We start from the raw sequence: 14,808 nt of genomic DNA on the forward strand, positions 1-14,808 counted from the left end.
GGGCCGCGCGTGAAATGGCGTCTGTCTTTACGTGCGAGTTCGGGACTCGCCGTCTGGAATGACTACTCGCGCAGCCGCACCACCGCCGCGGAGGGGCCCTCCAGCCGCACGACGTTGCCGGTGAGCGGGGACGCCTCCACGGCGCCGCCGAAGCGCGGGGTCTCGCTCCACGCGACGATGCCCGCGCTCGCGTGCGAAGGCAGCGTGTGCACCAGCGAGCCCCGCAGGTTCACGAAGACGAGCAGCGTGTCCCCCTCCGCGCGGCGCTCCAGCACGAACGCGTCCGGGCCCAGCGCCCGGGCGTCGTGCGTGCCCTCGCGGCTGGTGAGCACGGGCTCCGTGGCGCGCAGGCGCAGCAGCTCCTTGTAGAGCGTGTGCACGCCCGCGGCCTCCGCGCCGTCCAGCTCGCCCCAGTCCAGCGTGGAGCGGGTGAAGGTGTCGCGGGCCTGCGGGTCGGGCACCTGCTCGCCCTTGAAGCGCGAGAAGCCGGCGAACTCCCTGCGGCGCCCCTCCGTGACGAGCCTGCCCAGCTCCGCGTGGTGGTCCGTGAAGTAGAGGAACGGCGTGCGCGCGTTCCACTCCTGGCCCATGAAGAGCAGCGGCGTGAAGGGCGACAGGAGCAGGAGCGTGCTCATGGCGCGGTAGGCGGCCGGGGACACGTCCTCCGACAGGCGGTTGCCGAAGGGCCGGTTGCCCACCTGGTCGTGGTTCTGGATGCAGTGGACGAAGCGCCAGGGCGCCAGCCCCTTCGGGTCCGTGCCGCGCGCGCGGCCCAGGCTCCTGGACTGCTGGCCCGTGTAGAACCAGCCCTGCCGCAGCGTCGCGGCCAGGTCCTCCGCGCTGCCCGTGTAGTCCTGGTAGTAGCCCTCGTGGTCGCCCGCGAAGGCGCGCCGCAGCTGGTGGTGCAGGTCATCCGCCCAGACGGCGTCCAGGCCGTAGCCGCCCTCCGACGCGGGCGTGAGGAGCCGCCGGTCGTTGCGCTCGTCCTCCGCGATGACGACCACGCGGCGGCCGGGGGCGGACGCGTGGGCGCGCGCGACGATCTCCGCCAGCAGGTGCGGCTGGCCGTCGTCCACCAGGGCGTGCGCCGCGTCCAGGCGCAGGCCGTCCGCGTGGTAGTCGCGGATCCACATCTCCACGTTGGCGAGCACCAGCGAGCGCACGAAGCGGCTGCCCTCGCTGTCGTAGTTCACCGCGTCGCCCCAGGGCGTGTGGTGCTTGCCGGTGAAGTAGTGCGGCGAGTACGCGCGCAGGTAGTTCCCGTCCGGTCCGAAGTGGTTGTAGACGGCGTCGATGAGCACCGCGAGCCCGTGCGCGTGCGCCGCGTCGATGAGCTTGCGCAGCCCCCGCGGGCCGCCATACGTGGCCTGCGGCGCGAAGAGGTCCACGCCGTCGTAGCCCCAGTTGCGCGCGCCCGGGAAGCTGGCCACGGGCAAGAGCTCCAGCGTGTTGACGCCCAGCTCGCGCAGGTGGGCGAGCTTCGGGATGAGCGCCTCGAAGGTGCCCTCCGGCGTGGCGGTGCCCACGTGCACTTCGTAGATGACCAGGGCGCGCGGATCCGGCCCCTTCCAGGGCGCGTCCGTCCACCCGTGGTCGGCGCCCACCACCTCGGAGGGGCCGTGCACGCCCCTGGGCTGCGAGCGGGACCACGGGTCGGGGAGCGGCTCCGCGCCGTCCACGCTGAGCTTGTAGCGCGCGCCCTCGCCCAGGCCCGGCAGCGCGCCGCCGAAGCAGCCGTCCGCCTCCGGTTGGAGCGGCACCCTCCGCAGGACGCGGTCCTCCGCGTCGTACAGGACCACGTCCACGCCCTCGTGGCCGGGCGCCCAGACGCGCCAGCGCACCGAGGACCCCTCCACCCACGCGCCCAGCCGGGGCGACAGGGACCGCGCTTCAGTCGATTGAGCCATGTCGTGTCCCTAACGCGCGGACGCGGCCCAGGGGGAGCGCCGTCCGGGCCCGCGCGCCGCGGCTGTTCACGGGCCGACCTCTGGTGGTCCATGACTGCGGACCGGCGGACGGAGGGACGCCCGCCCGCCGCCACGGGGGATGGCTTGTGGCGGCCGGGCACGTCCCGGATGATGGGCCGCCGCGCCCGCCCCCGCCTGGAGTCCCCCCGCGATGTCTCCCCGTTCCGGCGTCGACCTGCCCTCCGCCCTCCCCGAAGGCCCGCCCATCGAGGAGCGCGTGGCCGCGCTGGAGGTGCTGTCGCCCAGGGACATCGACGAGCGCCTGGGCGACCTGGGCTACCGGGGCCAGCCCGAGGCCCGCCGCGCGGCCTCCGTGCTCGCCTACCGGCACCTGCGCCGCATCCGCCGGCTGTACCTGGAGGGGCTGGAGCCGGAGCCCGGCACGCGCGAGAACGCCCTCTTCCTGGGCCCCACCGGCTCCGGCAAGACGTTCCTCGTGGAGCTCCTGTTCCGTGAGATCCTGGGCGTGCCCACCGTGCTCGCGGACGCCACCCAGTTCTCCGAGACGGGCTACGTGGGCGACGACGTCAGCACCCTCCTGTCCCGGCTCTACGAGGCCGCGGAGCGCGACGCGGCGTGGGCGTCCTGCGGCGTCATCTGCATGGACGAGTTCGACAAGCTCGCCACCAGCCGCTCCGACAGCCGCTTCTCCGGCCAGCAGACGACCAAGGACGTGAGCGGCTTCGGCGTGCAGCGCAGCCTGCTGCACCTGCTGTCCGCGCCGCAGGCCACCTTCCCGCCGGACTTCGGCTTCACCAGCCGCATCCGCGCCGAGTCCCTGGACATGGGCTGCATCACCTTCATCGCCTGTGGCGCGTTCAGCGGCTTCCGGGGCACGGCGGAGACCCTGGCCCACGTGGAGCGCGTGGGCTTCGGCCGCGAGCCCGGCAGGGGCGGCCAGCGGGACCTGGAGTCCGTCGCCGCGCGCATCACGGACGAGCACCTGGAGAACACCACCGCCTTCTCCCGCTACGGCTTCATCCCGGAGCTCATCGGCCGCTTCAACCGGCTGGTGTCCTTCAGCCCGCTGGACGCGGCCACGCTGGGGGACATCCTCCAGCACAACGTGCTGCGCGCCTGGGAGCGCGAGTTCGCCCACGAGGGGCTGGAGCTCGCCGTGGAGCCCGCCGTGCGGGAGTGGGTCGTCGCCCGCGCCCTCAAGCGCGAGACGGGCGCCCGGGGCCTGCGCACCGCCCTGGCCCCCGTGCTGGAGCAGGCCGCCTACGAGCACTTCGGCCACGGGCAGGCCGCCACGGTGCGCCTGGTGCTGGGGGACGACGCCGTGCGCGCCCTGCGCGACTGAGGTGGGAGCAGACGACGCGCCGGGGCCCGGTCCGGGAGGCCCCCGGAGCGTCGTTCAGCCGGGCCCGTCCTTCACCCGCGCGTCCGACGCCTTACGGTTGAGGCACACACGCGCAGCCACGTGGAGGCGGACCCATGGCACACATCAATCAGGAAATCCCCCGGGAGGAGTGGGCGAGCTACCTCGCCGGCATCAGCAGGAAGGACGCCACCCAGTGGGTGCGCGTGGAGTCCATCGACGCGGAGAGCGGAGACCAGCCCCTGGCCGACCGCCTGCCCCTGGTGGACATCTCCCTGGAGACCAAGGGGAGCGACGCCGGCGCGGTGCAGATCATCGTGGGTCGCGAGGGCCAGGAGGTCACCCACCGCATCCTCGAACCCGACCGCGTCTACGCGGAGCTGGATGACAAGACGCAGGCGCTGGAGTGCCTGGAGATCGGCGAGAAGGGCGGCAAGACGCTCATCTTCTTCGAGCGCCCCACGGAGGCCGACGAGGTCTCCGCCCGCTTCTAGCGCCCGCGCTCCGTCCGAAGTGGCACGGGGCCGACGGGAGCGAGGACGCCCCCACCGGCCCCTGCCCCTCGGGCGTGACGCGCCAGCGGGCGTCCCGGGCGTCCCTAGAGGATGGCGCGGCGCACCTTCCAGTAGGTCTCCTTGGCCATGCGGAAGGCGCTGGAGTCGGCGGGCAGCAGGGTGCGCAGGAGCTCCGCGGAGCCCACCTGGAGGGGGCGCACGCAGTGGGCATCCAGTTGGTGGCGCAGGTAGCCCACCATGTCGCGGCTCTTGTACTCGTTGAAGTAGTTGCGCAGCTCCGCCTCCGTGCGGGCCTTGCCGTTGTCCGCGTACTTGGCCACGTAGGGGCTGAAGTCCGGGTAGAGGCTGCCCTTGCCGAAGCCGCCGTGCACGGTGGTCTTCATGAAGTTGCCGATGAGCAGGTCGTCGAACACCTGGTACTTCACGGCCGTCATCAGCGAGTTGCGGGGCGCCTCGAAGGTGATGCCCTTGTGGAAGCGGCGCTTGTTGAGCTCGATGACGTGCTCCTGGCCGCCCACGCGGAAGCGGAGGAAGTCCAGCACGGTGCCCAGGTGCTCGACGGCGCGGAAGTAGCGCTCCAGTTGCTTCACCTCGTCCGCCTCCAGGCGCTCGCTCCAGTCGTCCCCGTACTCCTTGGGGTCCACCGGCCTGATGACGCGCTCCTTCGGGTTGATGGAGACGGAGGCGTCGTTGGTGAAGTCCTGGCGCAGGAAGGCCGGGAGCATCTCGCAGGTGGTGGACGAGAAGCCCCGCGCGTAGTCCGGCAGCGTGGTGGTGTACTCGGAGCACCAGACGCTGTCCGCGCGCTGGTACTTGTGCATGGAGCTGAAGGGGACGAAGTAGCGCACGCCATACGTCTCCGCCATGCGCGCGATGGTCTGCCCCACGGGCGTCTTCGCCGCCGCGTACGGGAGGATGCGGCGCCCGTCCTCGGTGAAGAAGTTCATCATGTCCGCGTCGCCGTAGCCGGACAGGGCCAGGAGGTACGTCTCGCTGTACTCCTTGATGACCCGGCGCACGAAGCGGCCCTGGCCGCGGTCCCCCGCGTCGTTGAGGTTGACGATGAGCCGGCCGCCCACCTCCGCCAGCAGCACCGCGTCCTGGTTCACGTCCGGGATGCACAGCACGCGGATGCGCGGGGAGAGGCGCGTCCACTCGCGGTCCTGGAGCACCTGGACCTTGAAGCCCGCCTCGCGCAGGTCGTCGCGGATGCGGCCGCCCACGTGGTTGGGGACGAGCAGGGTGCGCTCGCGCAGCTTCTCCAGCGAGGCCATGCTCAGGTGATCCGGGTGGCCGTGCGACAGCCACACGTAGGGGCAGCCCAGGATGGACTGACGCTGCTCCTCGGGAACCTCATGGGACAGCGTCCAGCTGCCGAAGTACGCGTCCCCGTCCGTCCAGGGGTCGGTCACCAGCACCGGCCCGTTGTCGTGGCAGATGAGTGTGGCGTTGCCAATCGTCTCGAAACCCAGCTCCATTGCGCGCCCCCTTGTGCCCTCACGCCGCGTCCATTGCGCGTGTGGACGAGAAGGTGGCACCCGGACCCGGGCCTACAAGCGAGGGAACGGGGCTTCCACGCCTGGCCGGCCGCTCTCCGCGCCTGCGACCCAGGAAAGGGCTTTCCCTTGTCAGGCGGTTCGCGGAGGACGGGACGGCCTCGCGGAGAACGGGGCTGCCCACGCGGTGCAGGCCGTGGCGATGCGCGGCCCGGAGCGGATCCACGCGGGCGCCGGCTGTCCCGCCCGAGGGGGCGGGGCGGCCTCTTGAGGCGGGGAGCCCCGGGCCCCGCCGTCAGCGGCGGCGGGACACGAGCGAGAGGATCTGCGCGCCGTAGCGCTCCGTGAGCGCGGGGCCCACGCCGTGGATGGACATCAGCTCCGCGCCGCTGGAGGGCCGGGCGCTGGCGATGGCGTCCAGCACGCGGTCGGTGAGGATGCGGAAGGCGGGCACCTTGCGCTTGCGGGCCTCGGTAAGGCGCCACTCCTTGAGGGACGCCACCAGCGCGGGGGACGCCGGAGGCGCCGCGAAGTCCGGCTCGCGCGGCGCGTTGCGGGACGCGTTCCACGACGCCCGGGGGCCCGGGGGCGCGTCGGGCGTGGCGCGCGCCTTCCAGCCGCTCCGGGCCGGTGGGGGCGCGTCCTCGGGGAAGGCCTGCTGGGAGAAGTCCGCGTCACCGGAGGCGCGGCGCGAGGCCCACGGGTCGGCGGTCCCCCCGCGGCCCTTGCCGCGCCCCCGGGTCGGGGCCTCGGCGCGCTTGCGGGGCGTGCGCTTCGCGCCGCCGGAGGCCGTGCGGCCCTTGCGCTTCCGGGAGGGCACCTCGCGCGCCTGGGGGAGCACCACCTGGCCGGGGGCGATGACGCGGGCGCGGCGGCCGGTGTCCGTGAGGGCCAGCCGCTGGAACTGGATGACCTGGCCGTCCTTGTCGAACGAGTCCGAGTCCAGGCGCACCAGCCCCGCGCGCACCAGCCCGCCCACGAGGCGCTCGAAGTCGCGGCGGTGGAGCTGCTCCCCGAAGAGCTCCCGGTGGAGCCGCCCGGTGGCCTGCCCGTCGCGCGCGTGGAGGGCCTCCAGGATGCGGCCCAGCGCGTGCGACTCCAGGGCGGAGGGCTCCTCGAAGCGGACCACCTCGCAGGACTCGGGGGCGCAGACGTCGCACAGGCCGCAGGCGGCGCCGGAGTCCTGCACGTCGCCGAAGTGCGCGACCAGGTGGCGCATGCGGCAGTCATGCGCCTCCGCGTACCGGCCCATCTGCTCCAGGTGGAGCTGCTTGCGCTCGCGCTGCGCGATGTACGCCACGGCCCAGCCCGCGCGGCCGCGCCGCACGTCCTCGTCCGGGGTCATCTCCACGCCGCCGTGGATCCACAGCTGCTCCAGGGCCTTGTCGAAGACCTCCGGGTCGCCGCGCACGCGGGCCTGGATGGAGGCCTTGGGCTCCAACTCGTTGGAGGTGGCCTGGTAGATGCGCTCCAGGACGGAGGGGTCCGGGTAGTCGCGGCGGTGGAAGAACTCGTGGGTGCGCCGGTCCACGAAGGCGTGGAGCAGCACCGCGCGCGAGTCCTTGCCGTCGCGCCCCGCGCGGCCCAGCTCCTGGTAGTAGCCCTCCAGGCTGGCCGGCAGCGCCGCGTGGATGACGGTGCGCACGTCCGGCTTGTCGATGCCCATGCCGAACGCCGTCGTGGCCACGATGACCTCCAGGTGGCCCTTGAGGAAGGCGGCCTGGATGCGGTCGCGCTCCTGGGGCTGGAGGCCCGCGTGGTACGGCGCGGTGTGGAAGTCGTGCGCGAGCAGGTCCGCGTACTGCTCCGCGTGCTTGCGCGTGGACGCGTAGACGATGGCGGGCCGGTGCGCCGGGTTCCTGAGCAGGGACAGGATGGCGGCGCCGCGAGCCCCCGGGTTGAGCTCACGCACCTCGATGGCGATGTTGGTGCGGCGGAAGCCGTGGATGAAGGTGTGCGCGGCGCCGCCCCGCGAGCCGCGCAGGCCCAGCTGCTGGACGATGTCCTTCTGCACGTCCGGCGTGGCGGTGGCGGTGAGCGCCACCACGGGGGCGGGGCGCAGCAGCGGCAGGCGCGAGCCCAGCAGGCGGTAGTCCGGGCGGAAGTCATGGCCCCACTGCGAGATGCAGTGCGCCTCGTCGATGGCGATGAGCGCGGGCGTGCGGCGGGCCAGCAGCTCCACGAAGCCGGGGACGCCCAGGCGCTCCGGGGCGATGAAGAGGAAGTCCAGGCGGCCTTCCAGGTATTCGGCGCAGACCTGACGGGAGGTGGCCCGGTCGCGGCCGGAGTGGATGCGGTCCGCGGCGAAGCCCAGCGCCTGGAGCCGCAGCACCTGGTCCTCCATCAGCGCGATGAGCGGGCTGACGACGACGGTGGTGCCCGCGCGGGCCAGGCCCGGAAGCTGGTAGCAGAGGGACTTGCCCGCGCCCGTGGGCATCACCAGCAGCAGGTCCTCGCCGGACGTGGCCGCGCGGCAGACCTCCTCCTGGTACGGGCGGAAGTCGGAGAAGCCGAAGGCCTCCTTGAGGAGGCCGCGCAGCTTGTCCGGGGGCGTGGGCGCGCGATGCACGCGCTCCGGGCGGGGGTTGCCCATGGCCACGCCCTGGGGCTGGCGCTTCGCCCGGCCGAAGCCCTCGGAGGAGGCCTGCACGAAGGCGGAGCGCACCTCGGCGGAGGGGATCGTGGGAGGGCGGTCCTGCACGCGAGGCGGCGCGGCCCGGGAGGCGCTCCCCATCCACCCCGCCGGGTCCCCGTGAGGCCCGTGGACTTCGGCTCCGCCGTGGGCACCGTGAGCCAGAGCGCCCGGGGTGAACCGCGGAGCGCCGTGGACCTCGGCTCCGCCGTGGGCACCGTGAGCCGAAGCGCCCGGGGTGAACCGCGGAGCGCCGTGGACCTCGGCTCCGCCGTAAGCGCCGTGGACGGGAGAAGGCCCTGCCGCGTGACGCGCCTCCGCCAGGTGCGCCGCGCCGCCCTGGGCACCGCCGACGGCTGCGCCCGCCGCATGGCGCGCGTCACCTGCCGCGGCGTGGCCGGACGCGCCAGCCGGGGCGCCGGCACGGAAGCCCGCTGACGCCCCCGCCTCGTCGCGCGCGGTGTTGGAGCGGATCGCGCCCTGGACGGTGGCGCCCGCGGCCTCGCGGGTCCGGAAGAGCTCCTCGGTGGGCGCCTTCGCGGGATGGGGGCGGGTGGCCTCGAAGCGCCCGCTCGCGGGCGCGACCTCGCTCCGGGCCGCGCCGCCCGCGGCCACCGGCACGGGCGGCAGCGACGTGGGCGCCTGCCCCACGACCTCCCGAACATACGCCTCGATGCCGCTCATGAACGCCTCCAGCGCGCCCTGGCCGCGCTCGATGCGCTGGAGCCACGCCTCCCACTGTCCCGTCATCACGGGGGACTTCACGTCCGGGTGCACCACCTCGATGAGGTGGATGCCCTTCTCCGTGGCCACCAGGCGCTTGCCCTCGCGGCGCAGGTACTCGCGCTCGAGCAGCAGCTCGATGGTCGCGGCGCGCGTGGCGGGCGTGCCCAGCCCCGTGTCGCGCATCGCGTCCACCAGCTCCTTCTCATCCAGCGTGCGGCCTGCGGACTCCATCGCCGTGAGGAGCGTCGCCTCCGTGAAGCGCGGCGGCGGGCGCGTGCGCTTCTTCACCGCCTCCACGTCCTCCACCGTCTGCGGCTGCCCGCGCGCGAGCCCGGGCGGCAGGTCCTGCGGCTCGTCGTCCGGCTCCTCCTCCTTGTCCTTGTCCGCGCCCTTCTTGCCCTCCGCCTTGAGGCGCGGCGGCTTCTGCCCGCCCCCCACGTCCAGGACCTTCCAGCCCACCTTCTCCACCTGCGTGCCCGCGCTGTGGAAGCGGTCCACCACGGGCCCCGCGTCCCCCCTGGACGTCACCGCCGTGATGACCGTGGTCACCTTCCAGACGTGGTCCTCGTGCCACGCCTGGAGCAGCCGCCGGCACACCAGGTCATAGAGGCGCTGCTCGTCCGGAGACAGCCGCACGCCGGACGCCGGCATGGGCGTGGGGATGATGGCGTGGTGGTCCGTCACCTTCGAGTCGTCCACGTAGCGCTTGCCCAGCGGGCGCTCGCCCGTGCCCGGCGCCAGGTCCTCCTGGTATGGGGCCTGGATGGCATGCACCACCTCCGGCAGCGTGTCCGCCACCGTCTGCGACAGGTGCCGGCTCGCCGTGCGCGGGTAGCTCAGGAGCTTGTGCTTCTCATAGAGCGCCTGCGCCACCTCCAGCGTGCGCTGCGCGCTGAAGCCGAACAGGCGGTTCGCGTGGCGCTGGAGCTCCGTCAGGTCGTAGAGCAGCGGCGGCGGCAGCCGCTTCGTCTCCGCGTCCAGCGACTCCACCACCGCGCCGCCGCCGCGCACGCGGTCGATGACGCGGCCCGCCTCCACGCCGTCCGAGTCCAGCCGGCGCGCCTCGCGCACGGAGTCGTGGCCCGGCGGAATCACCGGCTTGCCATCCGGCCCGGAGCGGAACCACGTGCCCTGGTAGCGAGCCCCCACGGGCGCGCCCCTGCCGCGCGGCGAGAAGGTGGCCACGACCTCCAGGTAGTCCCGGGGCACGAAGTCGCGGATGGCCAGCTCGCGCTCCACCACCATGGCCAGGGTGGGCGTCTGCACGCGCCCCACGGACAGCATGCTGCCGTAGGTGCCGCTGGCCAGCGTGTAGAGGCGCGACAGGTTCATGCCCACGAGCCAGTCCGCGCGGCTGCGCCCCATGGCGGCGTCCGCCAGCGGCGCGTACTCCTTGCCGTCCTTGAGGTGCTGGAAGCCGTCGCGGATGGCGCGCTCGGTGAGCGACGACACCCACAGCCGCCGCACCGGCTTGCGGCACCCGGCGGCGGCGTAGATGTAGCGGAAGATGAGCTCGCCCTCGCGCCCCGCGTCCGTGGCGCACACCACCGCGGACACCTCCGGCGCGTTCATCACGCGGCGGACGACCTCGAACTGGTCCTTCGTGGAGGACGACACCACCAGCGGCCAGTCCCCCGGCAGCATGGGCAGCTGCGAGCGGTGCCACTTCTTCCATTCCGGGCGGATCTCATGCGGCTGGGCCAGCCCCACCAGGTGGCCGATGGCCCACGTCACGACGTAGCCGTTGCCGCGCAGGAGGCCCTCACCGCGCTCGGTGGCGCCCAGCACCCGGGCGATGTCGCGCGCCACGGCGGGCTTCTCCGCCACCACGGCGAGGATGGAGCCCCGCCCACCGCGAGCCGGCCCACCGTCCACGCTCCCGTCCCGCGACACCGTCCTGTCCCATCCGGGCGACTCGCCCATCTCGTCCCACCTCATGGCCTGTCCCCACCCCGCCCCGGCCGCCCACCCGCGGGGTCGGGCCCCCCGCGTCGTGCGTCCCTACCCTTCCCTATCGCGAGAGGCTGACATGGCCAGGGGCCCCCTGTCCCGCTCCGTCACGCCCGCCTGCCCCCCAGGGGGCCGCGGGGCGGACGGGAGGCGCGGACGGCCCGGCCCAGAACGGAAATCGCCCCGGCGCCAGCAGGCACCGGGGCGACTCTCGCACCACGTCCCAGGTCTCCTGGCGTCAGTGCACCTGCGCGGGCTGCGACGCCGGCAGCGCCGGGCGCGCGGTGGGCGCCTGGAGGGACGCCGCCAGGGCGGGCATGCGCTTCGCCACGTCGCCGATGATGAGCCGCATGTTCCGGCCTCCCCGGGTGATGAACGTGAAGGCCCAGTTCAGCATCACGGAGAGGCGGTTGCGGAAGCCGATGAGGTAGGTGATGTGCACGCCCGCCCAGACGAGCCACGCGGGCAGCCCCTTCATGCGCCACCTGTCGTAGAGCATCCCCACCGCGTAGCCGCGGCCAATCACCGCGAAGCTGCCCTTGTCGTGGTAGCGGAAGGCGCGCAGCGGCTGGTTCGACAGGCGGCAGCGGATGGTCCTCGCCACGTGCCGCCCCATCTGCATCGCCGCCGGCGCGATGCCCGGCACGGGCTTGCCGGACTGCTCCACCGCCGCCACGTCGCCAATCACATACACGTCCGGCAGGCCCGGCGCCGTGAGCACCGGCGTCACGTGCACCCGCCCCGCGCGGTCCAGCGGCACCCCCAGCGAGCGCACCAGCGGCGACGCCGCCACCCCCGCGCCCCACAGCACCGTCTTCGTGGCGATGTGCTCGTTGCCGAACGTAACGCCCTCCGCGTCGAGGTCCGTCACCATGGCCCCGGTGCGCACGTCGACGTGCAGCTCCTCCAGGTCCAGCTTCGCCCGCTCGGACAGCTCCTCCGGATAGGCGCTCAGCACGCGCGGCAGGCCCTCCAGCAGGATGACCCGCGACTCGCGCGTGTCGATGCGCCGGAAGTCCTTCCGCAGCCCGTGCCGCGTCATGTACGAGAGCGCCCCCGCCAGCTCCACGCCCGTGGGCCCCGCGCCGATGATGACGAAGGTCATCCACTGGCGCTGGCGCACCGGATCGGACTCGCGCTCCGCGGCCTCGAAGGCCGTCAGGATGCGCTCGCGGATGCGCACCGCGTCGTCCAGCGTCTTCAGGCCCGGCGCCACCTGCGCCCACTCCGGGTGCTTGAAGTACGAGTGCGACGCGCCCGTGGCCAGCACCAGCGAGTCGTAGGGGAGCTCCCCGCCCTCCACCACGAGCACCTTGCGGCGCGCGTCCACCGACTTCGCCTCGGCCAGCAGCACCTCCGTGTTGGGCGAGTGCAGCACGCCGCGGATGGGCGCGGAGATGTCCGCCGTGTTCAGCACCGACGTCGCCACCTGGTAGAGGAGCGGCTGGAAGAGGTGGTGGTTGTAGCGGTCCACCACCGTCACCCGCACGTCGTGCGCCTTGCCCAGGGCCTTCGCGGCCTGAAGCCCGCCGAAGCCCGCCCCCACGATGACCACGTGATGCCTGCTGTCCCGGACTCGTTCCATGGCGGACAAGGTGAGGACGCATGACGCGCCCGGCCAGCGCCGCGCGCGCCTCGCCTGCCCGGCGGCCCGGGGGTGGATGCCCGGCCGCCCTCCAGCCGGGCCCCCGCGCGCGGGCCTCCGCTCGCACGTCCGGACGCCGCCGCTCAGTCCGCCCTGGCGGTGCCCTTCGCCTGGTGCCAGGCGGCGAGCACCTCCTTCTCGCGCTCGGCGGACAGGCCCGAGCGCAGCTTCTCCTGGCGGTCCGGCGGCAGCCCCTGGAACCAGGCCAGCGTGTCGCGCGCGGTGTCCGCGAGCGGGCGGGTGACGAGCCCCGCCTGGACGGCCTTGGCGATGCGCACGTTGCCGACGCCGCGCTCCGGTCCGGTGCGCGGCACCCAGGCGGGCATGTCCGCGAACGCCGCCACCTTCTGCTGGTCCAGGAACGCGGTGTCCACCCAGGTGAAGCGCGCGTCGCTCCCGGTGGCCTCGCGCAAGGTCTCCAGCATGCCCTTCATCTTCATGGGCTGGACCGGGCCGGTGACGTTGAAGATGCCCGCGGTGCGGCGCTCCACGTTCCGGATGATGAACGCGGCCAGGTCGCGCGCGTCGATGAGCTGCACGGGGTCCTCGCCGTCGCCGGGGGCCAGCACCTCGCCGCCCTTCGCCACGCGCAGCGGCCAGTAGGTGAAGCGGTCTGAGCCGTCATCCGGGCCCACGATGAGGCCGGGGCGGATGTTGAGCGTGCGGCCGGGCAGCGCGGCCTCCGCGGCCTGCTCGCAGAGCGCCTTGAGCGGACCGTAGCTCAGGTCGTCCACCTCCTCCTTCGTCTCGTCCGGCATGGTGGCCACGGCGTCGGCCTCGTTGAGGTCCGCCTTCGCCATCTCCTTGTAGACGGAGATGCTGGAGACGAAGACGTACTGCCCCACGTTGGGCGCGAGCAGCTCCGCGGACGCCTTCACGATGCGCGGCACGTAGCCGGACGTGTCGATGACCGCGTCCCACTTGCGGCCCTCCAGCGCCTTCAGGCCCTCGCCGTGGTCCGGGTCGCGGTCGCCCTGGAGCTTCTCCACCTCCGGGAAGAGGCCGGGGTTGGACTTGCCGCGGTTGAAGAGCGTGAGCGTGTGGCCGCGCGCCTGCGCCACCTGCACCAGCGCCGGGCCCAGGAACCGGGTGCCGCCCAGGATGAGGAGGTTCAGGGGCCTTCCCGGGGCCTCGCCCGGGTCGTCACCGCCCGGAGGGCCCGCCTTGGGGGACGCCGCACAGCCCAACACCTGGACCGCGCCGAGCGCGGCCGCTGCTTGAATCACGCCTCTTCGGGACAGCTTCATGCCGTGGTTCCTCCGGGAAGGGTCGTCTGCGGAAGGGGTTCAGCGGCGCGCGTGCGCTGCTGCCGCGCCAGGTACAGGGCCACCGCGAGCCACAGCGCCGCCACGGGCACGGCCACCAGCGACAGGCCCGTCATCCCCAGGCCCAGCGCCGTGAGCCCCCCCTGGAGCCACGCGCTCAGCGTGTCGCTGCCGCGGTACACCACCGTGTCGATGAAGCTCTTGGACTTGTAGCGGGCCTCGCGGTCCACCGTGGTGAAGAGGATCTCTCGCGACGGGCGCTCCAGCGCGTAGTGGCTCGCGCTCCGCAGCGACTTCACCGCGATGAGCACCGCCAGCACCGGCGCGAACGCCAGCACGCCAAAGCCCACCAGCGTGAGCACCGGCGCCACCGCCATCGCCACGCCCAACCCCAGCCGGGAGATGACCCGCCCGGTGACGAGCGTCTGGAGGCCCAGCGTCAGCACCTGCACCCAGAAGTCGATGTCCGCGAACACCGCCGTGCGCGACGCCGCGTCCTTCGCCAGCGACGCGACCAACTGCACCTCCTGGTAGTACAGGAACGTGGAGGTCGCCGCGTACAGCAGCACCTGCGTCCCCAGCGCGAGCAGGAACGGCGACGTCACCAGGAGCCGCAGGCCCGCGAGCACCCCGCCGCCCACCGGCCCCTCGCGCGTGGCGGGCTGGTGCTGCACGTCCCGCGCCCAGTGGCCCAGGCGGCGCACGCACTGCGCGCTCACCTCCAGCATCACCGCGGACACGAGGATGAGGTTCACCGGCCCCACCGGCTCCGCCAGCCGCCCCACCAGGAACGGGCCGACGATCATCCCCGTGGTGCCGCCCGCGGCGATGAAGCCGAAGAGCCGCTTGCCCTGCTCGCTGGCGAACACGTCCGCCATGAAGCTCCAGAAGATGGAGACGACGAACAGGTTGTAGACGCTCAGCCAGACGTAGAAGGCGCGCGCCACGACCTCCCTCGCCACGCCCCACTGGAGCAGCGCGAAGAAGCCCAGCAGGTTGAGGAGGAAGAAGCGGTAGACGCGCGGCACCACCACCCGCCGGGGGTAGCGCGCCACCAGCGCGGAGAAGGCCGGCACCGCCAGCAGCATCACCACGAAGGTGGCGCTGAAGAGCCAGGGCAGGTGCTTCACGTCCCCCGCGGTGCCCATCTCGTTGCGGATGGGCCGCAGGATGGCGTAGCCGCACATCAGCGTGAAGAAGTAGACGAACGCCCCGAGGACCGCCCCCACCTCCTCGTCCCGGACGTCCACGAAGCGCTTGAGCATGATGGCGGCGCCCTCAACGCCACGGC

8 protein-coding genes are annotated in these 14,808 nt (G+C 73.2%); 2 read left to right on the plus strand and 6 right to left on the minus strand.

All coding sequences use genetic code 11. The annotated features are described in order from the left end of the window. Positions 1 to 62: 62 nt before the first annotated feature. Positions 63 to 1,907, minus strand: coding sequence for a malto-oligosyltrehalose trehalohydrolase (gene treZ, locus U8525_RS18910; protein WP_374267638.1), 1,845 nt, complete (start codon positions 1,905 to 1,907; stop codon positions 63 to 65). A gap of 211 nt (positions 1,908 to 2,118) precedes the next feature. On the opposite strand from treZ, the gene U8525_RS18915 reads away from it, so the two are divergent. Continuing rightward, the gene (locus U8525_RS18915) at positions 2,119 to 3,270 is read left to right on the plus strand and encodes an AAA family ATPase (protein WP_374267641.1); all 1,152 of its coding nucleotides are present in this window, start codon (positions 2,119 to 2,121) and stop codon (positions 3,268 to 3,270) included. A gap of 134 nt (positions 3,271 to 3,404) precedes the next feature. Beyond that, positions 3,405 to 3,782, plus strand: coding sequence for a DUF5335 family protein (locus tag U8525_RS18920; protein WP_374267643.1), 378 nt, complete (start codon positions 3,405 to 3,407; stop codon positions 3,780 to 3,782). A 104-nt stretch (positions 3,783 to 3,886) separates the two neighbouring features. On the opposite strand, the gene U8525_RS18925 is transcribed toward U8525_RS18920, so the two are convergent. From U8525_RS18925 to U8525_RS18945, 5 genes are all read right to left on the minus strand, one after another. After that, a complete protein-coding gene (locus tag U8525_RS18925; protein WP_374267645.1) occupies positions 3,887 to 5,281 on the minus strand; it encodes an MBL fold metallo-hydrolase in 1,395 nt (464 codons plus the stop codon). 313 nt (positions 5,282 to 5,594) lie between these two features. After that, complete coding sequence (locus U8525_RS18930) at positions 5,595 to 10,595, minus strand: DNA topoisomerase 3 (protein WP_374267647.1); 5,001 nt, start codon at positions 10,593 to 10,595, stop codon at positions 5,595 to 5,597. Positions 10,596 to 10,845: 250 nt separating this feature from the next. Further along, positions 10,846 to 12,162, minus strand: a complete 1,317-nt coding sequence (locus tag U8525_RS18935) for an NAD(P)/FAD-dependent oxidoreductase (RefSeq protein WP_374267649.1) — start codon at positions 12,160 to 12,162, stop codon at positions 10,846 to 10,848. 173 nt (positions 12,163 to 12,335) lie between these two features. Continuing rightward, complete coding sequence (locus U8525_RS18940; protein ID WP_374267651.1) at positions 12,336 to 13,499, minus strand: NAD-dependent epimerase/dehydratase family protein; 1,164 nt, start codon at positions 13,497 to 13,499, stop codon at positions 12,336 to 12,338. Further along, complete coding sequence (locus U8525_RS18945) at positions 13,496 to 14,782, minus strand: NTP/NDP exchange transporter (protein WP_374267653.1); 1,287 nt, start codon at positions 14,780 to 14,782, stop codon at positions 13,496 to 13,498. Before U8525_RS18945 ends, U8525_RS18940 begins: the two co-directional genes overlap by 4 nt. Positions 14,783 to 14,808 lie beyond the last annotated feature (26 nt).

This window comes from Corallococcus sp. RDP092CA (genome assembly GCF_041903675.1).
Lineage (GTDB): Bacteria > Myxococcota > Myxococcia > Myxococcales > Myxococcaceae > Corallococcus.

Coding starts and splice junctions, on each gene's coding strand:
- treZ (WP_374267638.1), bottom strand. CDS start 1,907: ATGGCTCAATCGACTGAAGCGCGGTCCCTGTCGCCCCGGCTGGGCGCG.
- U8525_RS18915 (WP_374267641.1), top strand. CDS start 2,119: ATGTCTCCCCGTTCCGGCGTCGACCTGCCCTCCGCCCTCCCCGAAGGC.
- U8525_RS18920 (WP_374267643.1), top strand. CDS start 3,405: ATGGCACACATCAATCAGGAAATCCCCCGGGAGGAGTGGGCGAGCTAC.
- U8525_RS18925 (WP_374267645.1), bottom strand. CDS start 5,281: ATGGAGCTGGGTTTCGAGACGATTGGCAACGCCACACTCATCTGCCAC.
- U8525_RS18930 (WP_374267647.1), bottom strand. CDS start 10,595: ATGAGGTGGGACGAGATGGGCGAGTCGCCCGGATGGGACAGGACGGTG.
- U8525_RS18940 (WP_374267651.1), bottom strand. CDS start 13,499: ATGAAGCTGTCCCGAAGAGGCGTGATTCAAGCAGCGGCCGCGCTCGGC.
- U8525_RS18945 (WP_374267653.1), bottom strand. CDS start 14,782: ATGCTCAAGCGCTTCGTGGACGTCCGGGACGAGGAGGTGGGGGCGGTC.